The organism is Streptomyces sp. NPDC028711 (assembly GCF_055565415.1).
Window position 1 is genome coordinate 51028 of sequence record NZ_JBVHUJ010000002.1, and the last position, 24446, is coordinate 75473.

The 24446-nt window shown below is 72.6% G+C and carries 21 protein-coding genes; 11 read left to right on the forward strand and 10 right to left on the reverse strand.

Annotation, left to right across the window (positions count from 1 at the left end):
• The first annotated feature begins 69 nt into the window (after nt 1-69).
• Nucleotides 70-543, forward strand: a complete 474-nt coding sequence (locus tag ACZ4VK_RS06070; RefSeq protein WP_468348988.1) for a hypothetical protein — start codon at nt 70-72, stop codon at nt 541-543.
• 66 nt (nt 544-609) lie between these two features.
• Here ACZ4VK_RS06070 and ACZ4VK_RS06075 read toward each other — a convergent pair whose 3' ends face one another.
• From ACZ4VK_RS06075 to ACZ4VK_RS06085, 3 genes are all read right to left on the reverse strand, one after another.
• The gene (locus tag ACZ4VK_RS06075; RefSeq protein ID WP_468348990.1) at nt 610-1092 is read right to left on the reverse strand and encodes a hypothetical protein; all 483 of its coding nucleotides are present in this window, start codon (nt 1090-1092) and stop codon (nt 610-612) included.
• A 95-nt stretch (nt 1093-1187) separates the two neighbouring features.
• On the reverse strand, nt 1188-1715 hold the full coding sequence (locus ACZ4VK_RS06080; RefSeq protein WP_468348992.1) for a DinB family protein: 528 nt from the start codon (nt 1713-1715) through the stop codon (nt 1188-1190).
• A 53-nt stretch (nt 1716-1768) separates the two neighbouring features.
• A complete protein-coding gene (locus tag ACZ4VK_RS06085; RefSeq protein WP_468348994.1) occupies nt 1769-2521 on the reverse strand; it encodes a TetR/AcrR family transcriptional regulator in 753 nt (250 codons plus the stop codon).
• 92 nt (nt 2522-2613) lie between these two features.
• Between ACZ4VK_RS06085 and ACZ4VK_RS06090 the strand changes: the two genes are divergently transcribed.
• Nucleotides 2614-3801: an FAD-dependent monooxygenase gene (locus tag ACZ4VK_RS06090; RefSeq protein ID WP_468348996.1), complete on the forward strand. Its 1188-nt coding sequence runs from the start codon at nt 2614-2616 to the stop codon at nt 3799-3801.
• A gap of 238 nt (nt 3802-4039) precedes the next feature.
• Nucleotides 4040-4945 carry a Gfo/Idh/MocA family protein gene (locus tag ACZ4VK_RS06095; RefSeq protein ID WP_468348998.1) on the forward strand — a complete coding sequence of 302 codons (906 nt, stop codon included), beginning with the start codon at nt 4040-4042 and terminating at the stop codon, nt 4943-4945.
• Here ACZ4VK_RS06095 and lnt read toward each other — a convergent pair.
• From lnt to ACZ4VK_RS06130, 7 genes are all read right to left on the reverse strand, one after another.
• Nucleotides 4869-6650 carry an apolipoprotein N-acyltransferase gene (gene lnt / locus ACZ4VK_RS06100; protein ID WP_468349000.1) on the reverse strand — a complete coding sequence of 594 codons (1782 nt, stop codon included), beginning with the start codon at nt 6648-6650 and terminating at the stop codon, nt 4869-4871. The genes ACZ4VK_RS06095 and lnt overlap by 77 nt on opposite strands.
• 87 nt (nt 6651-6737) lie before the next feature.
• Entirely contained in the window at nt 6738-7184 is a 447-nt protein-coding gene (locus ACZ4VK_RS06105; protein WP_468349001.1) for a nuclear transport factor 2 family protein, read from the reverse strand.
• Nucleotides 7185-7260: 76 nt separating this feature from the next.
• Complete coding sequence (locus tag ACZ4VK_RS06110; protein WP_468349003.1) at nt 7261-8241, reverse strand: aldo/keto reductase; 981 nt, start codon at nt 8239-8241, stop codon at nt 7261-7263.
• Between the two features lie 195 nt (nt 8242-8436).
• A complete protein-coding gene (cmlS, locus tag ACZ4VK_RS06115) occupies nt 8437-10152 on the reverse strand; it encodes a chloramphenicol-biosynthetic FADH2-dependent halogenase CmlS (RefSeq protein WP_468349005.1) in 1716 nt (571 codons plus the stop codon).
• Nucleotides 10153-10246: 94 nt separating this feature from the next.
• The gene (locus ACZ4VK_RS06120) at nt 10247-11674 is read right to left on the reverse strand and encodes a class I adenylate-forming enzyme family protein (protein ID WP_468349007.1); all 1428 of its coding nucleotides are present in this window, start codon (nt 11672-11674) and stop codon (nt 10247-10249) included.
• A gap of 1 nt (nt 11675) precedes the next feature.
• Complete coding sequence (locus ACZ4VK_RS06125) at nt 11676-12365, reverse strand: SDR family NAD(P)-dependent oxidoreductase (RefSeq protein ID WP_468349009.1); 690 nt, start codon at nt 12363-12365, stop codon at nt 11676-11678.
• 26 nt (nt 12366-12391) lie between these two features.
• On the reverse strand, nt 12392-12697 hold the full coding sequence (locus tag ACZ4VK_RS06130) for a hypothetical protein (RefSeq protein ID WP_468349011.1): 306 nt from the start codon (nt 12695-12697) through the stop codon (nt 12392-12394).
• A gap of 295 nt (nt 12698-12992) precedes the next feature.
• Between ACZ4VK_RS06130 and ACZ4VK_RS06135 the strand changes: the two genes are divergently transcribed.
• From ACZ4VK_RS06135 to ACZ4VK_RS06170, 8 genes are all read left to right on the forward strand, one after another.
• Nucleotides 12993-14024: an AurF N-oxygenase family protein gene (locus tag ACZ4VK_RS06135; RefSeq protein WP_468349013.1), complete on the forward strand. Its 1032-nt coding sequence runs from the start codon at nt 12993-12995 to the stop codon at nt 14022-14024.
• On the forward strand, nt 14021-15199 hold the full coding sequence (locus ACZ4VK_RS06140) for a hypothetical protein (RefSeq protein ID WP_468349015.1): 1179 nt from the start codon (nt 14021-14023) through the stop codon (nt 15197-15199). The genes ACZ4VK_RS06135 and ACZ4VK_RS06140 overlap by 4 nt, the downstream gene beginning before the upstream one ends.
• On the forward strand, nt 15186-18068 hold the full coding sequence (locus ACZ4VK_RS06145) for an AMP-binding protein (RefSeq protein WP_468349017.1): 2883 nt from the start codon (nt 15186-15188) through the stop codon (nt 18066-18068). Before ACZ4VK_RS06140 ends, ACZ4VK_RS06145 begins: the two co-directional genes overlap by 14 nt.
• 23 nt (nt 18069-18091) lie before the next feature.
• Nucleotides 18092-19675, forward strand: a complete 1584-nt coding sequence (locus ACZ4VK_RS06150) for an MBL fold metallo-hydrolase (RefSeq protein ID WP_468349019.1) — start codon at nt 18092-18094, stop codon at nt 19673-19675.
• A 140-nt stretch (nt 19676-19815) separates the two neighbouring features.
• Nucleotides 19816-21876 (forward strand): aminodeoxychorismate synthase component I, encoded by a 2061-nt coding sequence (gene pabB, locus ACZ4VK_RS06155; RefSeq protein WP_468349021.1) that lies wholly within the window; start codon nt 19816-19818, stop codon nt 21874-21876.
• Nucleotides 21873-22805, forward strand: a complete 933-nt coding sequence (gene cmlC, locus ACZ4VK_RS06160) for a 4-amino-4-deoxyprephenate dehydrogenase CmlC (protein WP_468349023.1) — start codon at nt 21873-21875, stop codon at nt 22803-22805. The genes pabB and cmlC overlap by 4 nt, the downstream gene beginning before the upstream one ends.
• Nucleotides 22802-23113: a 4-amino-4-deoxychorismate mutase CmlD gene (cmlD, locus tag ACZ4VK_RS06165; RefSeq protein WP_468349025.1), complete on the forward strand. Its 312-nt coding sequence runs from the start codon at nt 22802-22804 to the stop codon at nt 23111-23113. Before cmlC ends, cmlD begins: the two co-directional genes overlap by 4 nt.
• Nucleotides 23110-24372 carry a 3-deoxy-7-phosphoheptulonate synthase gene (locus ACZ4VK_RS06170; RefSeq protein WP_468349027.1) on the forward strand — a complete coding sequence of 421 codons (1263 nt, stop codon included), beginning with the start codon at nt 23110-23112 and terminating at the stop codon, nt 24370-24372. Before cmlD ends, ACZ4VK_RS06170 begins: the two co-directional genes overlap by 4 nt.
• Nucleotides 24373-24446: the final 74 nt, after the last annotated feature.

The window sequence follows — 24446 nt, forward strand, 5'->3', positions numbered from 1 at the left end:
CCTCGGCCCGATCGGGCCCGGGTGCGGCTAGCGTCGACCCTCCCAGTGGGTGAGCGGGTGGAGGTCGCGGTGACCGAGCAGCAGCAGGTGTCGGACGACGGGGTCATGACCAGGATCGGGCAGACCATGATGCTGCTCCACGGTGGCGACCGGGAGGAGGCCCGCAACCGCTTCGGGCTCCTCTGGCAGCAGATCGGCCCCGACGGCGACCCGCTGCACCGCTGCACCCTCGCGCACTACATGGCCGATGCCCAGGACGACCCCGACACCGAGCTGGCCTGGGACCTCCGGGCCCTGAGCGCGGCCGAGGGACTCGCGGAGGAGCGGCTCGCCGCGCACGACTCGGCCGTCGCGCTCCGGGCGCTGTACCCCTCGCTCCACCTCAACCTCGCCGCCGACTACGTCAAACTCCAGCGGTTCGACGCCGCCCGGGTCCACCTGGACCGGGCCCGCGCGGCCTCGGACCACCTGGACGACGACGGCTACGGGAACGGGGTACGGGCCGCCATCGAGCGCCTGGAGCTACGACTCCGCGCGGAGTGAGGCGGCGGACGGGACCGGGGCGCGCCCGGCGGCGGTCCGCACCAGGCGGGGCCGCCCGTGGGCCGCTCAGTGGCCGTACGTGCCGTGGCAGATCCTGGACGGATCGCTGCCGGGGGCCCAGCCGCCGTACCGCTCGCCCAGCTCGCAGACCTCCGCCCGGGACACCGGTGCCTTCGTCGGCAGCCCCCTCAGCTCCGGCAGTTCGGGGAGCGTCGGCCGGGGCGCCGGGCGTGGACGCTCACGCTGTCGCGGTACGGCCTTGGGGTGCCGCGCCTCGGGGCGGGGCGGTGCCGCCGCCTGCCGGCGTACCTCCGACGTGGGCGTCACACGGGGCGTGGCGGTCGGCGGGGGAGCGGGCAGAGCCGCTTCGAGGGCCTCGCGGGCCGGGCCCTCGACGATCTGCGGCGCCACGTCCTGGCCAGGGCGTACGGTCTCCGCGGCGGGGGCGGGGGCGGGTGCCGTCGGCGGGGCGTCCACCGAGACGCAGCCCGCGAGGGCGGCGACGGCCGCTCCGACCAGGATCTTCGCTGTGGTTCGGGTTCCATGCACCGCGCCACTCTGCTGGTCCCGCGGTGATCTTCGCGCCCCTACCGGCGGGGAATGCCCCGCACGGGTGAGCCGCCACGGGGCCTGCCTTGACCCGCTCAGTCGCCGGTCGCGCCGTCGATGCGCTCCCGGAGGAGATCCGCGTGGCCGTTGTGGCGGGCGTACTCCTCGATCATGTGGAGGTAGATCCAGCGGAGGTTGTAGCTCTTCCCGCTCCTGTGCTTGCCCGTGGCCAGCTCGTCGAGGCCCCGGCCCGCCGCGACGCTGCGCGCGTGGGCGATCTCGGCCTGCCAGGTGGCGTACGCCTCCTCGTACGTGTCCTCCTCGGTGGCGTGGATGTCCCGGTCGTAGTCCTCGTCCGTCGAGTAGATCGCCCGGGTCTCCTCGCCGGCCAGGGTGCGGCGGAACCAGCCGCGTTCGACCTCGGCCATGTGGCGGACGAGACCGAGCAGGTTGAGGTCCGAGGGCGCGGCGGAGAGGGTGCGCAGCTGGGCGTCGTCGAGCCCCTCGCACTTCCTCGCGAGGGTCGCGCGGTGGAAGTCGAGCCACTGCTCCAGCGCCTCGCGCTCGCCCGAGGTGGTGGACGGGTCGACGCGGGGGACGGTTTCGGTGCGTTCGGTGGTCATGCGCGGCATCGTCCCCCAGGACCACGGTTCGTGCCACCGCTTTCCGGTTCCCGTCAGGCGGTGAGGGTGCGGCTCCCGAGCATGCCTCTCAGCAACTCGTCGATACCGGTGCGCAGTTCCGCGCGGCCGGGCACGGCCGTGTGGAAGGAGCCGGCGGCGCAGGAGAACATCAGCCCCTCGCTCCAGGCGATGAGGGAGAGCGCGTGCCGCTCGGGCTCCTTCGATCCGGCCGCCGTCATCATCGCGATCAGTGGACGGTGGAACACGGAGCCCGCGCTGTCGAAGAAGGCGCGGAGCTCGGGGCGGCGGGTGGCTTCGAGGGCCAGCTCGTAACGGGAGACGAGCAGGGCGCGGTGGTCGGTGAGATAGCGGTGCAGGGCGAGAGCGAGGGCGTCCGCGAGTGCGGTGGTGTCCACGGTGGCGTCACCGCCGGCGCCGGCGGGCATGGTGCCGTCGCCGCCGGTACCGCGCGGCATCTCGTCGGGGGTGAGGACCCGGGCCTCCAGCTCCACCTGGCGTCGTACGGCCGCCTCCAGGAGGGCTTGGCGGGTGCGCGCGTGGTTGGACGTCGATCCCTGGGGCAGCCCCGCCCGTTCGTCCACGGCGCGATGCGTGAGACCCCGCATGCCGCGCTCGACCAGGAGGTCGAGGGCGGCGTCGCCGATCCGCTCGGCGCGGGAGGCGGGGGTCTCCGGGCCGGGGGTGTCCGGGCCGGAGGCGTCGCGGGCACCGGCCGTGGAGGAGCCGGAGGTGGCGGAAGGGACGGAGGAGGCTGCGGGCGCCGTCGGTTCCGTGGATGCGGTCATGGGGACAACCTACTACCGAGCCGACTACACCTGTAGTACGGTCGGGATGCCGGATGCACTACACCTGTAGTTTTCAGATCCGAGGAGTACCCATGGAACAGCCCCGCGCCGTCGTCGTCGGAGCCGGAATCGGCGGACTCACCGCCGCGGTCGGCCTCCACCGGAACGGCTGGCAGGTCACCGTCCTGGAACGCGCCCCTGACATCGCCCCCGTCGGCGCCGGCATCGGCCTCGCCCCCAACTCCCAGCGCGCGCTCGACGTCATCGGCCTCGGCGACCGCGTCCGCGCCCTCGCCGCCTGGCAGGGCGACGGCGGCATGCGCACCCCCGGCGGCCGCTGGCTCGCCCGGACGAACGCCAAGGCCGCCGCCGCGCGCTTCGGCGGGCCGCTCGTCCTCCTCCACCGGGCCACCCTCGTCGAGATCCTCCTCTCGGCTCTTCCCGAAGGAACCGTCCGCACCGGAGCGCCCGCCTCACTCGCCGACCCCGGCGACGACCGCGCCCCCGCCCGCCTCACCACCCCGCAGGGCGATGTCGAGGCCGAACTCGTCGTCGCCGCCGACGGCATCCGCTCCGCGATCCGGCACGCGCTCTTCCCCGGACACCCCGGCCCCCGGTACGCGGGCTGCACCACCTGGCGGGTCGTCGTCCCCGCCCCCGAGCGGCCCTTCGCCCCGCACGAGACCTGGGGCGCGGGACGCCTGTGGGGCACCCAGCCCCTCAAGGACGGCCGGATCTACGCGTACGCCATGGCCGCGGCCCCCGCCGGAGGCCGCGCGCCCGACGACGAGAAGGCGGAACTCCTGCGGCTCTTCGGCGACTGGCACCACCCCGTCCCCGAGATCCTCGCCGCCGTCGAGCCCGGCGAGGTCCTGCGCCACGACGTGTACCACCTGCCCGTTCCGCTGCCGGCCTTCCACCGGGGCCGGGTCGCCGTCCTCGGGGACGCCGCGCACGCGATGATGCCGAGCCTCGGCCAGGGCGGGAACCAGGCGATCGAGGACGCCGTCGTCCTCGCCCACCACGCCCGCTCGGCGCCGGAGTTCGTGCCCGGCAGCGCCCTCGCCGCGTACACCGCCGACCGGCTGCCGCGTACCACCGCCATCGTCCGCAAGGCCGCCCGCACCGGCGCTGTCACCCTGCTCTCCGCCCGGCCCGCCGTCGCCCTGCGCTCCACGCTGGTCGGCGCGGTCTCCCGCTTCGGCCCCGGCCTCGTGCTGCGCGGCTTCGACGGCATCGCCGACTGGCACCCCCCGGTGGCTCCGGCCCGTCCCGCGTAGGCCCGTCCCGCGTAGGCCCGTCCCGCGTAGGCCCGCCTCGCGTAGACCCGCCTCGCGTGGGACCGTCCCCGCGTAGGCCGCCTTGCATGAGCCCGTCCCCGCGTCCGTCCGTCCCGCACAGGCCGTACCGCGTACGTCCGCCCCGCATAGGCCCGTACCGCGTAAGTCCGTCCCGCGTAAGCTGACCAGCGCGAACGGCCCGCGCGGACGGGCCGCCGGACACGACAAGGGAGACCCCGTGAAGGTTGGCTGCATCGGACTCGGCGACATCGCGCAGAAGGCGTACCTCCCCGTCCTCGCCACCCTCCCCGGAGTCGAACTCCACCTCCAGACCCGCACCGCCACGACCCTGGACCGCGTCGCCGACGCCCACCACCTGCCGGCCGCCCAGCGCCACCGCGACCTCGACTCGCTGCTCTCCGCCGGACTCGACGCGGCCTTCGTCCACGCGCCGACCTCCGTCCACGCCGAGATCGTCGGCCGCCTCCTCGAAGCGGGCGTCCCCACGTACGTCGACAAGCCCCTCGCGTACGAGTACGCCGACTCCGAGCGCCTCGTGGAACTCGCCGAGAAGCGCGCAGTCAGCCTCGCCGTGGGCTTCAACCGGCGCCTCGCCCCCTCCTACGCCCAGTGCGTCGAACACCCGCGGGACCTGATCGTCCTGCAGAAGAACCGCGTGGGCCTGCCCGAGGACCCCCGCACCCTCGTCCTCGACGACTTCATCCACGTCGTCGACACCCTGCGGTTCCTGCTTCCCGGCGAGGTCGACCACGTGGACGTGCGGGCCCGGGTCCGCGACGGGCTCATGCACCACGTCGTGCTCCAGCTCTCCGGGGACGGCTTCACCGCTCTCGGGATCATGAACCGGATGAGCGGCTCCACCGAGGAGATCCTGGAGGTCTCCGGCCAGGACACCAAGCGCCAGGTCCTCAACCTCTCCGACGTCGTCGACCACAAGGGCCAGCCGACCCTGCGCCGGCGCGGGGACTGGGTTCCGGTGGCCCGCCAGCGCGGGATCGAGCAGGCCGTACTCGCCTTCCTCGACGCCGTACGCGACGGGCGGCCGCTCAGCGCCCGCGACGCCCTGCTGACCCACGAACTGTGCGAGCGCGTGGTCCGCGAGGCTCTGGCCCAGGCCTCCTGAACGCACCCGCGCCCTCCGCGGCGCACACGGCGCCCACCACGACGAGCGCCCCGTACAACGGCCAGTCGCCCCACCGGGCATAGAGCGTCGCCTCCGCCGAGCGCGGCAGCTCACGGACGGCGACGGCGCTCGCGTCCGTGCCGAGGACGGGCCCGATCCGGCGCCCGTCGGGTCCGTAGACGGCACTGACGCCGGTGAGCGTCGCGTGGACGACGGGCCGGCCCGTCTCCGCCGCCCTCAGCGCCGCGAGGGACGCGTGCTGGGCGGGCGCCCAGCTCTCCTGGAAGGTGCTGGTCGCCGACTGGACGACCACAAGATCGGAGCCGTCCCTGACGAGACGCCGGCTCATGTCGGGAAAGGCGGACTCGAAGCAGATCAGCGGCCCGACCCGCAGGCCCTGGCCCCCGCCGGAACCGGGGAGCGTCATGACGACCGGCTCCGTACCCCGCCGCCGGTCCTCCTGGGCCGCCCTGCCGAACGAGGTCACCCAGCCCAGGACCTCGCGCGCCGGGATGTACTCACCGAACGGCACGAGCCGCATCTTGTCGTAGCGCTCACCCGTGAGCCCCGCCGGACCGACCAGGACGGCGCTCTTGAAGATGCCGGGGCCGTCCGCCCGGCGCGCGTCCACGTTCACCAGGAGCGGCGCGTCGACCGCGCGCGCCAGGGCGGTGAGCCGGGCGGCGAGTTCGGGACGGCCGGCCGGGTCGACGCCCACGCCGCTCTCGCCCCAGACCACCAGGTCGAGACGCTGCCCCGCGAGCGCCCGGGTCAGCTCCTCGGCCCGGGCGAACCGCAGCTCGGGCCCCTCGGGACCCCCGAACACCCCGGGCTGTACGAGGGCCACGCGCACCGTCCCGCTCTCGGCCGGCGCACCGACGCCCCAGGCCGCCGTGCCCGCCACGAGCGCGCAGGCGGCCATCCCCGCGACGCCGACGGTACGCAGCCCCGGCGCCGCCAGGAGCAGGACCACCGCCGTGTTCACCGCCACGACGAGCAGGCTCACCAGCCAGACCCCGCCGACCGACGCGAGCCGCAGCGCCGCAGGAACCTCCCACTGGCTGGCCCCGAGCAGCCCCCACGGGCCGCCGAGCCCCTCCCAGGAACGGACCAGTTCGATGAGCAGCCAGCCGGAGGGCACCGCGAGCAGGGCCGCGGCGGCCCGCGACGGTGACGGCGCGCCGCCGAGCAGGGACCGTACGAGCCAGCCCCACGGCAGCCACAGCAGGCCGAGCAGCGCGGCGAGCGGGAGAAGGAACACGTGCAGGCTGGGCAGCAGCCAGTGATGGACGGCGAGTACGAAACCGATGCCGCCGAGCCAGCCGTCCAGGGCGGCACGGCGGGTCCCCGGAGCCGTACGGATCAGGAGCAGCCACGGGACGAGCGCCAGGTACGCCCACCACCACAGGCCGGGAGCGGGGAAGGCGAGCGCGGGCAGTGCGCCGCAGCAGACGGCGATCAGGGCCCGGCCGCCCCGGCGCCACCGCGTCGGACTCGGAGGGTGGGGGCCGGGTCCGTGCGCTGCGGTCCGGCTTGGCGCGATGGCCGGCGGGGACGGCCGGTCGTGGCGCGGCCGCGCGGGGCCCGGGCCTTGGTCCTGGTCCGGGGCCTGGCCCTGTCCCGGGCCTTGGCCCTGGCCCTGGTCCCGGCTCTGGCCCAGAGACTCGGGTCGGCCCCTGTTCTGGCTTCCGAACGGAATCCGCATGGTGTGCCTCCCGCCCTTGCCTTCAGTGTCGGGCGTGAGAGGGGCCGGCGCGGCTCGGCGAGGGGTCTCGGGGCCCGGCCCGCCGTCTCACCGGTGCCGGCGCCACCGTTCGTCGACGACCACCGAGCGCAGCCGCCAGCCTTCGGCGGTCCGCAGGGCCGCGAACGCGTAGCGGCCCCCGCAGACGAAGTCCTCGCCGGAGGCGAACCGCATCGGGTTGACGTAGTCGGCGCGCACGTCGGCCGCGTCACCCGGTTCCTGGTACCCGTGCGGTTCCCGGAAGAGGACCCGCCGGTTCACGATCAGGTGCTGGCGTACGGGGAAGAGCGTCATCGTCTCGGCGAGCCAGTCGGCCACCTCGGCGGCCGGGCCCTCGATCCCGCCCGAGCCCCGGTAGTCGGCCCGGCCGTCCGGGGTGAACAGCGCCAGGTAGGCGGTCCAGTCGGCGTCGTCCACGGCCGTCGCGTACCCGGTGATCAGGTCGTCGACGGCGATTCGGTCCATCACGGTCGCGAGGTCCACGCGCTGCGTCATGGTTCAGTGTCGGGCAGGCCGCGCCCGGGGCCAAGAGGCGTGCGCGGCCCGTACCGCCGCGGCGGGGGCGGGCGCGCTACACGCGGTCCATCATCGCCATCTGCTCCTCCGTGTGGTGCTCGCCGGCGGCGGGTGGCAGGGCGTCGAGGCGGGTGAGTTGCGCCGGGGTCAGCCGGACCTCGGCGGCCGTCGTGTTCTCCTCGACGCGGGCGGCCCGCCGGCTGCCGGGAATCGGCACGACGTCGTCCCCCCGGGCGAGCAGCCAGGCGAGGGCGACCTGCGCCGGAGTGGCCCCGGCCTCGGCGGCGACGGCCGCGATCTCGTCGGCGATGCGCAGGTTCCGGGGGAGGTTCTCCGCGGTGAAGCGGGGGTTGTCCGCCCGGAGGTCCGAGGCGTCGAAGCGGCCGGCCGCGCGGACCGTGCCGGTGAGGAAGCCGTGGCCGAGCGGCGAGTACGCCACGAAGCCGATGCCCAGTTCGCGCAGGACCGGCAGGACGGCCTCCTCCGGGTCGCGGGTCCACAGGGAGTACTCGGACTGGACCGCGGTGACCGGGTGGACGGCGTGCGCGCGGCGGATCGTGGCCGGTCCCGCCTCGGAGAGGCCGATGTGGCGGATCTTGCCCTCGGTGACCAGCTCGGCGAGGGCGCCGACGGTGTCCTCGATGGGGGTGCCGGGGTCGACGCGGTGCTGGTAGCAGAGGTCGATGTGGTCGGTCCCGAGCCGCCGCAGCGAACCCTCCACGGCGGTACGGACGTTCGCGGGGCTGCTGTCGAGCTGCCCGGGGCCGCCGCCCGCGTGCGAGACGAGGCCGAACTTCGTGGCGAGCACCACTTGGTCGCGGCGGGCGCCGAGCGCCCGGCCGACGAGCCGCTCGTTTGTGTAGGGCCCGTAGATCTCGGCGGTGTCGAGGAAGGTGACGCCGAGGTCGAGGGCGCGGTGCAGGGCGCGGACGGAGCCGGCGTCGTCCGAGCCGGAGCCCGCGTAGCCGAAGGACATGCCCATGGTCCCCAGGCCGATCCGGGAGACCTCCAGGTCGCGCAATCTCGTGTGTCGCATCGGACCGCCTCCTTCGGGCGCGAGGGTGAGTGTGAGCGTGAGGGGGTGTGGGGGGTGGGTGTGTGGGGGCGAGTGCTCCCGGGCCCGCCGGGCAGGGGCGAGCGGCCCCCCGGGCTCCGGGCCCGCCGGGCAGCGCCGTCCGTCCGCTCCCGTGAACGGGACGGTGCTGCCCGGCGGGTGGTCGTCCGGCGGCGGTCAGACCTCGTACTCGACGCCGACGCCGCCGAAGTGCAGCCGGCCCTGGACGTGGACCTTCTCGCCCTGCGCGTCGTAGCCGGTGAGGAGGCCCGCCTCCATCAGCCGGACGACGATCTGGGTGCTCAGCTCCTGCCTGCCGACCGCGCCGAGGCGCTTGACCAGCGTCTTGTAGCCGAACTCCTCCTCGGCGAGGTCCTGGAAGATCTGCCTGGCCTCGTCGTCCATCGGGTACTGGGCCATGTCGAGCCCGTCCCCGTTGGCCAGGACCTCGCGCTGCTCCAGCCGGAAGCCGATCGGCTCGACGCGGTAGTGCTGCTTGAGCACGGCCTTGCCGCCGGCCCACCGGAAGCGGGTGATGCTGTTCAGCCGCTTGGTGAGGTCGCTGATCCAGCGGACCCGGGCCGGGTTCAGCTCGGCCTCGCTGAAGTCGTCGCTGAGCTCCGGGCGCTGGTGGCGGCCGATGGAGATCATCGTGGACGCCCGGTCGCGGAAGTTCGTCACGGTCCCGGCGGGGTCGTCGGGGCCGTTGCCCACCAGGCCCTCGAACCACTTCTTCCGGGTCAGCCGGTCGTCGTCGGACTCGGTGATGCGCCGCTTCCGCCAGAACTCGGAGTCGGGCTCGGTGAAGGAGGCGAAGGTGTAGAAGGAGGCGAGGAACTGGTGGTACTGCTCGTAGGCCTCGCGGTAGGTGCGGTTGTACCAGGCGTGCACCTCGTCCTTCTCGTCCCCGTGGTGGGTGATGCGGTCGATGGCCGCGGCGGCGGAGACCGCCGACTGTGAGGCCAGGTGCACGCCCTGGGAGAAGAGCGGGTCCGTGAAGCAGGCGGCGTCACCGCAGAGGAAGAAGCGGTCGGCGGAGAACACCTCGGTGTCGTAGGACCAGTCCTGCACGATCCGGACCTCGTCGACCTGCTCGGCGCCGTCGAGGATGGCCACGGCCTTGGCGCACTTCGCGAGGGTGGACGAGTAGAAGGCGTCGGCGCCCTGCTCGCGGACCTCGGCGGACTTCGAGCGGTCGACGACGAGACCGACGCTGTACAGGTCGTCCTTGAGCGGGATCATCCACACCCAGCCGTCCTCGAAGGTGATCGAGTACGTGGTGCCCTTCAGGTCCCCCTCGAAGGGGTCCTTCAGCTTGAAGTACGACCAGACCGCGAAGTTCCGGTAGAACTCGTCGTACTGGCGCACGCCGAGCTTGCGGGAGAGGGGGCCGCCCGAGCCGCCCGCGTCGATGACGAAGTCGCTCTCGACGGTGACGCTCTCGCCGCCCTGACGGATCGTCAGGACCACGCGGTCCGGGTCGGACAGGTCCACGTCGGTGACGGGGGTCTCCTCGTGGACGGCTATCCCGCGGCTCCGGGCCTCGTCGAGGAGGAGCTTGTCGAACTCCTCGCGCTTCACCTGGACGGCGTGGTCGAAGACCCAGGGGGAGACCTTGGGGGCCGCGAAGGAGAAGGTCCAGGGGGCCTGGTCCTGGCCCCAGAGGAAGGTCGCCGAGGGCTTCTTGACGTAGTTCTGCGCGTCGATCTTCTCCTGCAGACCGAGGCGGTTGAGGATCGACATCGTGCCGGGCAGCAGGGACTCGCCGACGCGGTACCGGGGGAACGCGGACCGCTCGTAGATCGTGACGTCGTGGCCCAGCTTGTGCAGGGTGAGGCCCGCGACACTACCGGCCGGCCCTCCGCCGATGATCGCCACCTTCGATCGTGCCATCACGTACTCCTTGGGACGGGGACAGGCTGACGGAACTCCGCGCCGGTGCGGCGAGGAGAGAGCTTGGAACGGGGTACAGGCGGGAGGAGGCCGTTCATTCCTCGTCGGCGCCCGGCCGGGACCGCAGCTTCTTCATGCGGTCCGACATCGCGATCGTGTCGACCACGTTGATCTTCGAAGGGACCTTGAACGGCTCGACCCGGCCGGCCAGGAACTCCGTCACGTGCTTGCGGAGGGCCGCGCGGGTGAGCTCGCCCGTGGGCTTGATGTCCACGCACACGGACTGGCCGGTGATCGCGTTCGGCCTGCCGTACACGACGCAGTCCTCCACGAGGGGACTGCCCATGAGGACCGACTCGAGTTCGAGCGGGAGGAGTTTCTCGCCGCCGACGTTGATGACCTCCTTGGCCCGGCCCTTGATCCGGAGGTAGCCGTCGGCCGCCTCCTCGACCAGGTCACCGGTCCGGAACCAGCGGTCCTCGGTCAGCGAGTCGTCGTCGTAGTTCAGATAGCCGAGGAACTGGGTCCGGCTCCTGAGCTGGAGTTCGCCGTCGACGATGCGGTACTCGACACCGTCGTCGGAGATCTTGAAGTACGTGCTGGTCGACGATTCGCTGGTGGTGGTGGCGATACCGGTCTCGCTCGTCCCGAAGGTCTGCAGCAGCCGCACCCCCGGGAAGGTCCGGCGGACCCGCAGGAGAAGTTCCTCGGACATCGGCTCGGTGCCGTACGTGATCAGACGCAGGCTGCTGAGGTCGTGGACGCGGTGGTAGTCGCCGACCATGATCAGGTTGAGGTAGGTCGGGCTGGTGGGGAGGACGAGGATCCGGTGGCGCTCGATCAGCGCGCAGATCTCGTCCGGGGTGCGATGGCGGGGGAGGACCGCGGTGCCCCCGACCAGGAGGGTGCTGAGCAGCGAGTTGATGCCCCCGATGTGATCGAACATCAGGACCATGAGGATGTTGAGGGCGTTCTCCCGGCGGCGCGGCCGCTTGCCGAGCTTCTCGCCGACGAGGACGTCGAGACTGTGGAGGATGACCTTCGGCGCGCCGGTGCTGCCGCTGCTGAGCAGCACGAGTCCGGCGGCGCCCGGGTCGCCGAGCCGGCCGTGCACCGGGTCGGGCCCGCCGTCGGGGTCCGGGGTGCCGGCGAGGCCGGCCGCTCCGTCGCGGTCATGGGCGCCGGCGAGGTCCTCGATCTCCGCACCGGCCTCGGTGGTCCTGACCAGATGGCCCGGCCGGCAGTGCTCGACGAGGGTGTCGAGCGTCGTGTCGGTGAGCGTCACCACCGGCACCACGACGTTCCTGTCGAGGAAGAGGGCGAACAGGGTCGCCACCGAGTCCAGCGAGTAGTCGCCGTGGACGACCACGGTCTCCCGCGGCTTCACGCCGTGGAGCGCCAGCCTCTCCCGGGTGTCGCGGATCCGCTTCAGGAGCTCCGCGTAGGTGACGGCGGTCCCGCGGTCGAAGAGCGCCGTCCGGGTGCCGAAGTCCTCGAACCTTCGTAACAGTTCGTCGCGCATGTCAGTGCACACCCCCAAGAAAGAGCGTCTCGCCCGTGATGAACTCCGACTGCCGGCCTATCAGGAACTCCACCGGTCCGACGATGTCGGCCGTCGTGCACTGACGGGATATCGCCTGGCGCGCGATCAGGGTGTCGATCTTGGGCCGGGGAACGGTCCTCGTCAATACGGTGTGAACGGGCGGCAGCCCGATTCCGTTCACCCTGATACCGAACGCGGACAGCTCCTTGCTCATGACGCGCACGAGTTGTTCGACCGCGCTCTTGCTGGCCGAATAGGCGAGCTGTCCCTCGATAGCCCAGGGCACCGCGACCGTGGAGACGTTCAGGATCGCGGAACTCTGCTCCGTTGATTTCCGCAGCAGCTTGACCGCTTCCCGGCAGCAGTTCAGCACGGCGAAGAAATTGATGTCGAATATCTTCCGGGAGGTCTCGTCGGGGGTCGTCATGAAATGGTTCATCGACGAGGTGCCGGCATTGTTCACCAGGGCGTCGAGCCTTCCGTACTCCTGCCGGACGCTCCGGAACATCCGCTTCGTCTGACCGAGGTCCGCGAGATCCGCCTCGTGGTGCCGGTAGCGCGGGTGGTCGATGGTCGGGGGCCTTCTGCTGCACCCGACGACATCGTGCCCGGCCTCCAGGAAATGCTCCGCGAGGGCCTTGCCGATGCCGGTCCGGGTGCCGGTGATCATGAGGATCATGAGGGCGGCGACCTGCGCTAACCGCGTACGCCGACGAGTTCCAGCTCCTCCTCGATGAAGCCGATCAGCCTGCGGACGCTGCTGAACGGACTCACCCGGCGGGACACCGCCTTCTCGGACGTGAGCGAGACCTCGGTGCCGAACTCGTCCTCGATGTTCTCCTCGACCAGCGAGAGGAAGGCCACCAGGTACATGGACTCGAACACCCCGGCATCACCGTAGAGGCACAGGTCGAGAACCTGGTCGGTCGGAATCTTCTCCTCACGCGTCAGATTTATTTCTTCGAGTGCCGCCACGACGACACCCTGGATTCGCTCCGTCACCTTCAGGCCTCCGTCCAGCACGAAAGACAGAACAGATCGTGTCGCCGGCCGAGTCGTGCTCCGGGCCGACGCCTGGATTTTTATGTCATACGCCACCGGCCCACGCAAGGTCGTTCAGTCCGCGCCCTCCACCGCCCTGTTCAACTGTCCAGTTCCTTCAGTTGAACGGGGTGGTGATCTGCACACCCTTGCGGGCCGCCACCGATATCCACAGACTTCGAAAACGCCGGACCCGGGAAGGGCCGAGCCCGCAAAGGGCCGAGCCCACAAAGGGAAGAGAAGGAAGGGGTGGGCCATGCGTGACCACACGGACGAGAAATCCGACGCGGCCGGGATCGACGACGGGCAGGACGACGGACACGTCCGGATCGGCGGACTGCCGGCATTCGACCCGGACGACCCCGCCGAGAACGCGGTCATCAACCGGCTCGTCGGGAACTGGCACCGGCGCGCCGCCGTGAAGCGCGAGGAGCCGGACGTCTACGCCCTGTTCGATCCCGAACGCCCGGACTTCCGGGAGGACATGATCCCGTTCCGGGGCCACCCGATCTGGGAGCGCCTCTCCGACGAGACCCGCTCCCGCCTGCTGAGCTGGGGCTGGGTCGCCTACAACCGCAACACGGTGCTGATCGAACAGCGGATCGCCAACCCGGCCTTCGAACTGGTCATCGGCGGCGCGTACCCCGGCCTCGGCGGCCAGCAGCTGGAGCTCGCCGTCGCGCAGGCCATGGTGGACGAGCAGTACCACACGCTCATGCACATCAACGGCAGCGCGGTGACCCGGCGGATGCGCCGGAGCGACTTCTCCGACCGCGTGCTGCCGGACTCGCACATCACCACGATCCACCAGGCACATCTGGACCGCTGCGAGGAGCCGTGGCAGCGGAGCCTCACCACCCTGGGCTTCGCGACGGTCGCCGAGATCTCCATCAACGCCTATCTCGACCTCCTCGCCGACGACCAGCAGATCCAGGTCGTCAACTCCACCACGGTGAAGCTGCACAACCGTGACGAGTACTGCCACGCCTCGATCTCCGGCGAGATGATGAAGCAGGTGTACGAGGCGCTCCCGGCCGACCGCCGCCGGTTCCTCCTGGAGAAGGTCGTGGCGGGTCTGGAGGCCTTCGTCGCCCCCGACTTCACGACCTGGGAGTCGATCGTCGCCTTCGAGGGCGTCCCCGGCTGGGAGAAGGCCGCCGCCGAGGTGCGCGAGGCCCAGGGCGGCACCCACCTCGTGCAGGACCACTCGGGCATCCACACCCTCCTGACGGAGATGGACGTCCTCGACCAGGCCGAGTTCGGCTGGGGCACGACGGTGACCCGGTGACGGCCGGCGCCCCCGGGCCGGCCGGCCGCACCGGCCTGCGCCCCTCCGCGGTCGCCGTGCGCGACATCCACAGCTTCCTCGCCGACCTCGGCATGGACTGCGACGTCAACCCGTGCACGGCCTTCGTGGGCAGTGCCGAGCCCGACCGGGTCGAGGACCCGGGCGCGTGGCGGGAGTTCGTCGGCCGGCTCGGCCTCACCCGGGCCCTGGCCGATCTGGTCGAGGTGGCGGAGGAGGACGTGGTCGTCACCCTCGACCCGCGGCCCGGCCCGGTCGAGGGCGGCCCCGCCGAGCTGGCGGACCTGGTCACCGACTACCACAACAGCCATCCGCTGCGGCTCGACGAGGCCGTGCGCCTCGCGTACTGGCGGCACGCGGACGGCGAGTACCTCGTCCTCGTCAAGTTCAGCCATCTGATCGTCGACCTGGCCGACGTGGTCGACCTGCTCCGGCAGATCAGGGCCCATCTGCGCGGCGAGACCCCGCCGGGCCGGATCGGCTCCCGCTACCGCCACCACGCCCGGACCGTCGCGCAGTACACGGCCCTGCCGGCGGCCGACCCCGCGGAGGTCACCCGCGCCCTCGGCGAGCTGCCCGTACCGGGCCGCAAGGGGATCCCGACGATCTCCGCGTCCGTGGAGGACTGGCTACCGCTCCGCGAGGGCGTCACCTTCGACGAGCTGCTCAGCGCCGTCACCGGTGTCCTGCTCCCCGCCCTCGGCGGCGGCCTGGTCCTGCAGTACCCCTTCTCCCGCTGGGAGTTCGCGACGAAGGGCGGCTACTACGTCGAGATCAAACCGCTCGTCGTACGGGCCGGGCTGCCGTCCGACTACACCCCCGAGTACTTCGCGAAGACCCGGCAGGCCCAGGAGTCCCTGGGCCGGTTCACGATGTCCGACCTCGACGCCTTCGCGCGGGCCTTCACCAGCGGCCGGATGCCCCGGGTCGTGGTCTCCGACACGACGTTCATGCGCCCGGAGCCGGACCGCTGGCGCTGGGTCCCGGTGCGCAGCGCCCGGGTGTTCGAGGACCTCAAGTTCCTCGCCGACCGTTCCTGGCCGGGCCCGCCGCTGTTGCGGATGCAGTACAAACGCGGATTCCTCTCACCCGGGGCCGCGGCCGACGTCCTCGACGGACTCAAGCAGCGAATTGGAGCAAGTGGTGGAACTCCCTGACCTGTTGACCGACCTCTTCCGGCGCCACCGCGGACGGACCGCGCTGCGGACCGCCGGACGGACCTGGACCTACGAGGAGCTCGACCGGGTCACCAGCGCCCTCGCCGGCCGGATCGACCGCGAGTGCCCCGCGGGCCGCCGTGTCCTGGTCGCCGGGGAGCACACGGCGGAAGCCGTGGTCTGGGCCCTCGCGGCGATGCGCAGCCACGCCGTGCACACCCCGATGAACCCCGGCCTGCCCGCCGACCGGTTCGAGGAGTTCGTCCGGGTCGCGGACGCCGCGCTCCTGGTCTGCTTCGAGCGCGAGGCCCTGGTGCGTGGCGAGAAGGCCGGCATCCGGGCCCTGTACGCGGGTGACGTGGGCTGGCCGACGGACCCGGACCCGACTGAGGACGCGGCCGGGCAGTCGGCCCGTTCCCGCGTGGCCTACTCCATCTTCACCTCGGGCTCGACCGGTGACCCCAAGCTCGTCGACGTCGGCCACGGCGGCCTGCTCAACCTGTGCCGCTCCCTGCGGCGACTGCTCGACATCACCCCCGACGACGAGGTCCTGCACTTCGCGTCGCTCTCGTTCGACGCCTCCGTCAGCGAGATCCTCGGCACCCTGTACGCCGGCGCGACCCTCGTCGTCCCCGTGCGCGACCAGGCCTCCTGGCTGGGGTCCGTCTCGCGGCACCTCGCCGCCCACGGCTGCGACCTCGCCATGCTGTCGCCGTCCGTCTACGCGCGGCTCGACGAGGCGGCGCGCAGCCGCATCCGGAAGGTGGAGTTCTGCGGCGAGGCCCTGGGCGAGAGCGAGTACGACAAGGCCGCCCGGCACAGCAGGGTGTTCAACGCGTACGGCCCGACCGAGGCCACCGTCTGCTTCTCCCTCGCCGAGCTGACGGAGTTCTCGACGACCATCGGCAGCCCCGTCGACGGCTTCCGGGCCTTCGTCCGCGACCCCGACACCGGTGACCACGCCCCGGCCGGCACCGGCGAACTCGTCATCGTCGGCGACGGCGTGGCACTCGGCTACGCCGGCGGAAGCGCCGCCGAGAACGAGGTGTTCGGCACGGTCGACGGCTCCCCGGCGTACGCCACCGGGGACGTCGTGACCCTCTCCGACGACGGCCGGCTCACCTACGTCGGACGGGTCGACGAGCAGATCAAACGCCTCGGACACCGGGTGAACCTCGCCCACGTCGGCTCCACGCTCTCCCACCACCTGGGGCGCGAGGTGGCGCTCGTACGCCAGGACGCCACGATCCTGCTGGTCACGGGCGCGGACGGCGACGTCACCGAGGAGTCGCTGATGGCCCGGATCAGGGACCTGGTGCCCGTCTGGGAGGCGCCCGACCGGGTGGTCCTGGTCGACGCGCTCCCGCTGACCTCCGGCGGGAAGGTGGACCGCGGCGCCCTACGCGAGCGGCTCGCGGCCCCGGCCGCCGCCCCGCACGGCGCGGCGGCCGACGAGGAGGCGGCGGAGCTGCGGCGGGTGCTCGACGTCGTGACCGCCGTCCTGGGCCAGGAGATCGGCCCCGAGACCTCCATCTTCGACGCCGGCGGCAGCTCCCTCGCCATGATCCAGATCCAGGTCAAACTCTCCGACGCGTACGGCGAGGAGGCCGTCGAGGCCGCGTTCGCCGCGATGGACTACGACTTCGCCCCGGCCGCCTTCCTGCGCCATCTGCGCGGAGAGACCGTCGCCCCGGCGGAGTCCGCCGTCGAGACGCTGCTGCGCCGGGTGGAGACCGAGCGCGACGCCCTGCGCGCCGAGCTGCCGGTGCTCCGCCGTGACACCCGGCACGAGCCGGCGCCCGGGGCGGGGGAGGGCGACCGGGAGGTGCTGCTCACCGGCGCGTCCGGCTTCATCGGAGGACACGTCCTCGATCGGCTGCTCTCCGCCGGCCGCCCCGTCCTCGTCGTCAGCACCGGCGACCCCGACGGGCTCCTGACCGGCCACGCGACCCGGTTCGGCCGGCGGACCGCCGACTACGCCCGGGTGCGGGCGATCTCCTACGCGGAACTGGAACGGTGGGTCGACCTGCGGCGTGGCCCGGTCCTCGACGCGGTCGTGCACTGCGGCTACCAGGTCAACCACCTGCTGCCGCTCGAAAGCCACCTGAGCGGCAGCGTACGCAACACGGCCCTGGTCGTCCGCGCCGCCGCCGCCCTGGGCGCCCGCTCCTTCGCCTTCCTCTCGGCCGCCTCGGCCGGAGCCGGCTTCCTGCCCCTGTCCGCCGCGACCCTGACGGCCGTGGGCGACCCGTACTCGCGCTCCAAGTTGATCAGCGAGGAGTACGTCGACACCCTCGGCGTGCTGGGCTGCGCCGTCTCCCACTATCGCCCAGGTCTGGTCTACGGGCACCGGCCCGAGGACCGCCACCACCTCAAGGACGACTGGTTCACCGCCCTGCTCGAGACCGCGCGCCGGGTCGGCGCGATGCCCCGGCTCAGCGGTCACGTGCCGGTCTGCGACGTCGCCACCCTGGCCGAGACCCTCCTCGGCGACCTGGTCGCGACCCCGGGCGCGGACGGCGGCGCGTCCCGGACCCCGGGCTCCCGCTCCGCGGTCGTCGTCCACCGTACGTACGGCCTCGACGAGCTGCTGCCCCACACCGGGCTCACCCAGTCGGACGTCCTCGCGCCCGCCGAGTGGTTCGCGCGGGTACGGGACGGCGGCGAGGTCCCCGCGCCGCTGCTTGCCGCCATGCAGGCGGCACTGAGCGGCCCGGGCTGGCCCTCCGCCCACCGCGAGGTCGACCACGACATCCTCGGACGGCTGCTCGGCACACCGCCGGACGCCCCGACGGGCGACGGGACGGCGAAGCCCGGGTCCACCGCCGAGGCACAGAACGGCGCCGCCCACGCGCCGTCACCGCGCTGACAGGAACGGAGCCGTTGCCGCCCATGCGCTACTCGTTACGCCAGGACATCGCGGTCGAGCCGGTCATCGCCGGCTGGTACGGCTGGTCGTACCTGCTGCCGCCGCAGACCCTCGCCCGCTTCGTCCACAACCGCTTCAACCGCATCGTCGAGAGCTACCTCGACGACCCGCAGGTCCACGCGGCCGCCGTCCGGCAGCGCCGGATGCACGGCGGTCCCTGGATCCACGCCCACGAGCACCGGGACGCCATCGAGACCTGGTACCGGGAGACGGCTCCCCGGCGGGACCGGCTCGACGAACTCTTCGAGGCCATCCGGCGCCTTGAGGAGGACATCCTGCCCCGCCACCACGGCGAATGCCTCGATCCCGTCTACCAGGAGCTGCCGCCGGCCCTGGCCGGACGGGTGGAGGTCTTCTACGGCAGGGACAACCGCACGGCCGACTACCGCTTCGTCGAACCCCTGATGTACGCCTCCGAGTACTACGACGAGTCCTGGCAGCAGGTCCGGTTCCGCCCCGTCACGGAGGACGCGCGCGAGTTCGCGCTCACCACGCCGATGCTGGAGTACGGCCCGGAACAGCTGCTCGTCGACGTCCCCCTGAGCTCCCCGCTGCTCGACACGGTCTTCCGCGGCGGTCTGACCGGGGCCGAACTCGACGACCTGGCGGCCCGGTTCGGACTGGAGGGCGAGCGGGCCGCCCGGTTCACCTCGTACTTCGAGCCCACCCCGACCCCCGCCGCTCCCGCCACCGACGAGGACGTCCTCGAATACGTCGGTCACGCCTGCGTGTTCGCCCGCCACCAGGGCACCACCTTCCTGGTGGACCCGGTGCTGAGCTACGCGGGCTACCCCGGAGGCGCGGAGAACCGGTTCACCTTCGCCGACCTGCCGGAGCGCATCGACCACCTGCTCATCACCCACAACCACCAGGACCACATGCTGTTCGAGACCCTGCTGCGGATCCGGCACCGGGTCGGCAGGGTCCTCGTCCCCAGGTCCACCAACGCCAGCCTGGTCGACCCCGGACTCGGCGGCATCCTGCGCCGGCTGGGCTTCACCGACGTCGTCGAGGTCGACGACCTGGAGACGCTGTCCTGCGGCTCCGCCGAGGTCGTCGCGCTGCCCTTCCTCGGGGAGCACGGCGATCTGCGGATCCGCAGCAAGACCGGCTGGCTGCTCAGGTTCGGGGAGCGCTCCGTCCTGTTCGCCGCCGACTCCACCAACATCTCGCCCACGATGTACACGAAGGTGGCCGAGGTGATCGGCAGGGTCGACACCGTCTTCATCGGCATGGAGAGCATCGGCGCGGCGGCCAGCTGGATCTACGGTCCGCTCTACGGCGAGCCGCTGGACCGCAGGACCGACCAGAGCCGGCGGCTCAACGGCTCCAACTTCCCGCAGGCGAGGGAGATCGTCGACGCCCTGGAGCCCGACGAGGTCTACGTCTACGCCATGGGCCTCGAACCCTGGATGGGTGTCGTGATGGCCGTCGACTACGACGAGAGCCACCCCGCCATCGTCGACAGCGACCTGCTCGTGCGGCACGTCCAGGACAAGGGCGGGACCGCCGAACGGCTGCACCTCCGGCGGACGCTGCGCCTCTGAGCGACGCGCCGCCCGCGGCCCGGGGGCGGCGGCGGTCCGCCCCCGGCCCCCGGCCCCCGGCCCCCGGCTCCCGGCCCCTCCGGCCCGTCCCCTGCGGCCCCGCGCCCTTCGGCGAGCCCTTCGAGACAAGGTGCCCCACCATGCGCACGCTTCTGATCGACAACTACGACTCGTTCACCCACAACCTGTTCCAGTACATCGGCGAGGCGACCGGCCGGCCCCCCGTCGTCGTGCCCAACGACGCCGACTGGTCGCGGCTGCCCGTCGAGGACTTCGACGCGATCGTCGTGTCACCGGGCCCCGGCAGCCCGGACCGGGAGCGGGACTTCGGGATCAGCCGGCAGGCGATCACCGACAGCGGTCTGCCCGTCCTCGGCGTCTGCCTCGGCCACCAGGGCATCGCCCAGCTCTTCGGCGGAACCGTCGGTCTCGCCCCGGAACCGATGCACGGCCGGGTCTCCGAGGTGCGGCACACCGGCGAGGACGTCTTCCGGGGCCTCCCCTCGCCGTTCACCGCCGTGCGCTACCACTCCCTGGCCGCCACCGACCTCCCCGACGAACTGGAGCCCCTCGCCTGGAGCGACGACGGCGTCGTCATGGGCCTGCGGCACCGCGAGAAGCCCCTGTGGGGCGTCCAGTTCCACCCGGAGTCGATCGGCAGCGACTTCGGCCGGGAGATCATGGCCAACTTCCGCGACCTCGCCCTCGCCCACCACCGGGCCCGGCGGAACGCGGCGGACTCCCCGTACGAGCTCCGCGTGCGCCGCGTCGACGTGCTGCCGGACGCCGAGGAGGTGCGCCGCGGCTGCCTGTCCGGCGAGGGCGCCACGTTCTGGCTGGACAGCAGCTCCGTCCTCGAAGGCGCCTCGCGCTTCTCGTTCCTCGGCGACGACCGCGGCCCGCTCGCCGAGTACCTCACCTACCGGGTCGCCGACGGCGTCGTCTCCGTCCGCGGCTCCGACGGCACCACGACCCGGACGCGGCGCCCCTTCTTCACGTACCTGGAGGAGCAGCTCGACCGCCGGCGGATACCCGTCGCCCCCGGGTTGCCCTTCGAGTTCAACCTCGGGTACGTCGGCTACCTCGGCTACGAACTGAAGGCGGAGACCACCGGCGAACCCGCGCACCGGTCCCCGCACCCCGACGCCGCGCTCCTCTTCGCCGACCGCGTCATCGCCCTCGACCACCAGGAGGGCTGCTGCTACCTGCTGGCCCTCGACCGGCGCGACCAGGACGACGGGGCCCGCGCCTGGCTGCGGGAGACGGCCGAGACGCTCACCGGTCTGGCCGTCCGCGCCCCGGCGGAGCCGACCCCCGCCATGGTCTTCGGCGTCCCCGAGGCGGCCGCGGGCTTCGGACCCCGGGCCCGGGCGCGCCACGACAAGGACGCGTACCTCAAGCGGATCGACGAGTGCCTCAAGGAGATCCGCAACGGCGAGTCGTACGAGATCTGCCTGACCAACATGGTCACGGCACCGACCGAGGCGACCGCGCTGCCGCTCTACTCCGCCCTGCGCGCCATCAGCCCCGTCCCCTACGGCGCCCTGCTCGAGTTCCCCGAGCTCGCGGTGCTCAGCGCCTCGCCCGAGCGGTTCCTCACCATCGGCGCGGACGGCGGCGTCGAGTCCAAGCCCATCAAGGGCACCCGTCCCCGGGGCGGCACGGCCGAGGAGGACGAGGCGCTCCGCGCCGACCTGGCCGGCCGGGAGAAGGACCGGGCCGAGAACCTGATGATCGTCGACCTGGTCCGTAACGACCTCAACAGCGTCTGCGCGATCGGCTCCGTCCATGTGCCCCGGCTCTTCGAGGTGGAGACCTACGCGCCCGTGCACCAGCTGGTGTCGACGATCCGGGGACGGCTGCGGCCCGGCACGAGCACCGCCGCCTGTGTGCGCGCCGCCTTCCCCGGCGGCTCCATGACCGGTGCGCCCAAGAAGCGCACCATGGAGATCATCGACCGTCTTGAGGAGGGTCCCCGGGGCGTCTACTCCGGCGCGCTCGGCTGGTTCGCCCTGAGCGGCGCCGCCGACCTCAGCATCGTCATCCGCACCATCGTGCTGGCCGACGGCCGGGCGGAGTTCGGCGTCGGCGGGGCGATCGTGTCCCTCTCCGACCAGGAGGAGGAGTTCACCGAGACCGTGGTGAAGGCCCGTGCCATGGTCTCCGCCCTCGACGGCAGCGCCGTGGCGGGCGCCCGGTGAGCGGCTTCGCCCGGAGCGTCGTCGTCGGCGGGAGCGGCGCGGTGGGCGGCATGTTCGCCGGGCTGCTGCGGACGGCGGGCAGCCGCACGCTCGTCGTCGACCTCGTACCGCCTCCGGAGCCGCGGGACTCCTGCCTGGTGGGCGACATCACCGCGCCGGGACCCGGGCTCGCGGCCGCCCTCGCGGAGGCGGACCTCGTCCTGCTCGCCGTCCACGAGGAGGTGGCCCTCAAGGCCGTGGCGCCCGTGACCCGGCACATGCGGCCGGGCGCGCTGCTCGCCGACACGCTGTCCGTCCGGACGGGCATGGCCGCGGAGCTCGCGGCCCACGCCCCCGACGTGCAGCACGTGGGTCTCAACCCGATGTTCGCCCCGGCCGCCGGCATGGCGGGACGGCCCGTGGCCGCCGTGGTCACGCGGGACGGGCCCGGCGTCGCGGCCCTGCTGCGGCTCGTCGAGAGCGGCGGCGGACGACCCGTACGGCTCTCGGCGGAGGAGCACGACCGGACGACCGCGGCCACCCAGGCCCTGACGCACGCGGTGATCCTCTCCTTCGGGCTCGCCCTCGCCCGCCTCGGCGTCGACGTCCGGGCGCTTGCGGCGACGGCACCACCGCCCCATCAGGTGCTGCTCGCCCTCCTCGCCCGCGTCCTCGGCGGCAGCCCCGAGGTGTACGGGGACATCCAGCGCTCCAACCCCCGGGCGGCGGCCGCGCGCCGGGCGCTCGCCGAGGCCCTGCGCTCCTTCGCCTCGCTGGTCGGCGACGACCCCGACCCCGCCGACGCCCCCGACCGCGCCGAGGGCCTCGACGGCGTCTTCGAGGAGCTCCGCCGGCTCATGGGCCCCGAGCTCGCGGCGGGCCAGGACCACTGCCAGGAGCTGTTCCGCACCCTCCACCGCACCGACGACGAAGGCGAGAAGGACCGATGACCGAGAAGAACGAGCTGCAGCGGCTGCGCGCGGAGCTCGACGCCCTCGACGGGACACTCCTGGACACGGTGCGACGCCGCATCGACCTCGGTATCCGCATCGCGCGGTACAAGTCCCGGCACGGCGTCCCGATGATGCAGCCCGGCCGGGTCAGCCTGGTCAAGGAGAGGGCCGCCCGCTACGCCGCCGACCACGGCCTCGACGAGACGTTCCTGGTGAACCTGTACGACGCGATCATCACCGAGATGTGCCGGGTCGAGGACCTGGTGATGAGCCGGGAGAGCCTGCCGGCCGAGGAGCTGCGGTGACACCGCTCGTCCGGACCACTCCGTACGACCCCCACCACAGCCCCGCCGGCGGTGTTCCGACGAGGGCGGAGGAGAACACGATGCACGCGACCACGACGCTCGCGGCCCTGACCGGGCGGACGGCGGCACAACAGCCCTACTGGCCCGACCCGGAGGCGGTCGACTCGGTGGAGCGGGAGCTCGCCGGGCTGCCCGTCCTCACCCCCGAGGACGAGGTCGTCGACCTGATGAGCGGGATGGCTCTGGTCGCCCGCGGTTCGGCGCTCCTCGTCCAGGGCGGCGACTGCGCCGAGCGCTTCCACGAGGCCGTTCCCGACCTGGTCCGGCGGAAGGTCGACAACCTCCAGGGGCTCGCCGCGATCATGCGGGCCGGCAGCGGACTGCCCGCGGTGGCCCTCGGCCGGATCGCCGGCCAGTACGGGAAGCCGCGCTCCTCGCCGTTCGAGACCGAGGAGACGGGCTCGGGCCGGCAGATGCCCAGTTACTGCGGCGACGCCGTGAACGAGCCCGAGTTCGAACCGGCCGCCAGGACCCCGGAACCCCGCAGGCTCCTCACCGCCTACACCTGCTCACAGATCGTCCTCGACGAGATCCGGCGCTCCTGGTCGGGCCGGCCCGTCCTGGAACGGGTCTACACCTCACACGAGTTGCTCCTGCTGCCCTACGAGCGGCCGCTGGTGCGCAAGGGCGCCCACGGTACGTACAGCGGCTCCGCCCACTTCGGGTGGATCGGCGAGCGCACGCGCCGGGAGGACGGCGCGCACGTCGCCCTCGCCCAGGCCGTGCACAACCCCGTCGGCGTCAAACTGGGGCCGACGGTCTCGCCGGAGGACGCGGTCGCCCTGAGCCGCTCGCTGAACCCGGAGGGCGTACCGGGGCGGCTGACGTTCATCGTGCGCTTCGGCGCGAAGGAGGTGGACGAGCTCCTGCCGCCGGTCGTCCGGGCGGTCGCCCGCCACGGCGCACCGGTCGTCTGGCTCTGCGACCCCATGCATGGCAACGGGCTGAAGCTGGCCGGCCACAAGACCCGGCTGATCGAGCCGATGCGAGCCGAGACCGCCTCCTTCGTCCGGGCGCTGCGGGAGCACGGCCAGTGGCCCGCGGGTCTCCACCTGGAGCTGACCCCGGACCCGGTCACCGAATGCGTGTCGGAGCGGGACCGGCCGCCGCGGTTCACGGACTACCGGTCCACCTGCGACCCCCGGCTGAACCCCGAGCAGTCGGCGGACATGGTCACGCATTTCCTGTCCCTGCTCTGACCGGTGCACGTGCCTGCCGCGCGAACGGCCGGTGGCCCGCCCCCACGAGAGGGACGGGCCACCGGAAGACGGGA

Bases quoted from the DNA above. Each gene is read 5' to 3' on its own strand.
- ACZ4VK_RS06110 (WP_468349003.1), bottom strand. From the start codon at position 8,241: ATGCGACACACGAGATTGCGCGACCTGGAGGTCTCCCGGATCGGCCTG.
- pabB (WP_468349021.1), top strand. From the start codon at position 19,816: ATGCGCACGCTTCTGATCGACAACTACGACTCGTTCACCCACAACCTG.
- ACZ4VK_RS06085 (WP_468348994.1), bottom strand. From the start codon at position 2,521: ATGACCGCATCCACGGAACCGACGGCGCCCGCAGCCTCCTCCGTCCCT.
- ACZ4VK_RS06125 (WP_468349009.1), bottom strand. From the start codon at position 12,365: ATGATCACCGGCACCCGGACCGGCATCGGCAAGGCCCTCGCGGAGCAT.
- ACZ4VK_RS06105 (WP_468349001.1), bottom strand. From the start codon at position 7,184: ATGACGCAGCGCGTGGACCTCGCGACCGTGATGGACCGAATCGCCGTC.
- ACZ4VK_RS06090 (WP_468348996.1), top strand. From the start codon at position 2,614: ATGGAACAGCCCCGCGCCGTCGTCGTCGGAGCCGGAATCGGCGGACTC.
- ACZ4VK_RS06150 (WP_468349019.1), top strand. From the start codon at position 18,092: ATGCGCTACTCGTTACGCCAGGACATCGCGGTCGAGCCGGTCATCGCC.
- cmlD (WP_468349025.1), top strand. From the start codon at position 22,802: ATGACCGAGAAGAACGAGCTGCAGCGGCTGCGCGCGGAGCTCGACGCC.
- ACZ4VK_RS06080 (WP_468348992.1), bottom strand. From the start codon at position 1,715: ATGACCACCGAACGCACCGAAACCGTCCCCCGCGTCGACCCGTCCACC.
- cmlS (WP_468349005.1), bottom strand. From the start codon at position 10,152: ATGGCACGATCGAAGGTGGCGATCATCGGCGGAGGGCCGGCCGGTAGT.
- ACZ4VK_RS06120 (WP_468349007.1), bottom strand. From the start codon at position 11,674: ATGCGCGACGAACTGTTACGAAGGTTCGAGGACTTCGGCACCCGGACG.
- ACZ4VK_RS06135 (WP_468349013.1), top strand. From the start codon at position 12,993: ATGCGTGACCACACGGACGAGAAATCCGACGCGGCCGGGATCGACGAC.
- lnt (WP_468349000.1), bottom strand. From the start codon at position 6,650: ATGCGGATTCCGTTCGGAAGCCAGAACAGGGGCCGACCCGAGTCTCTG.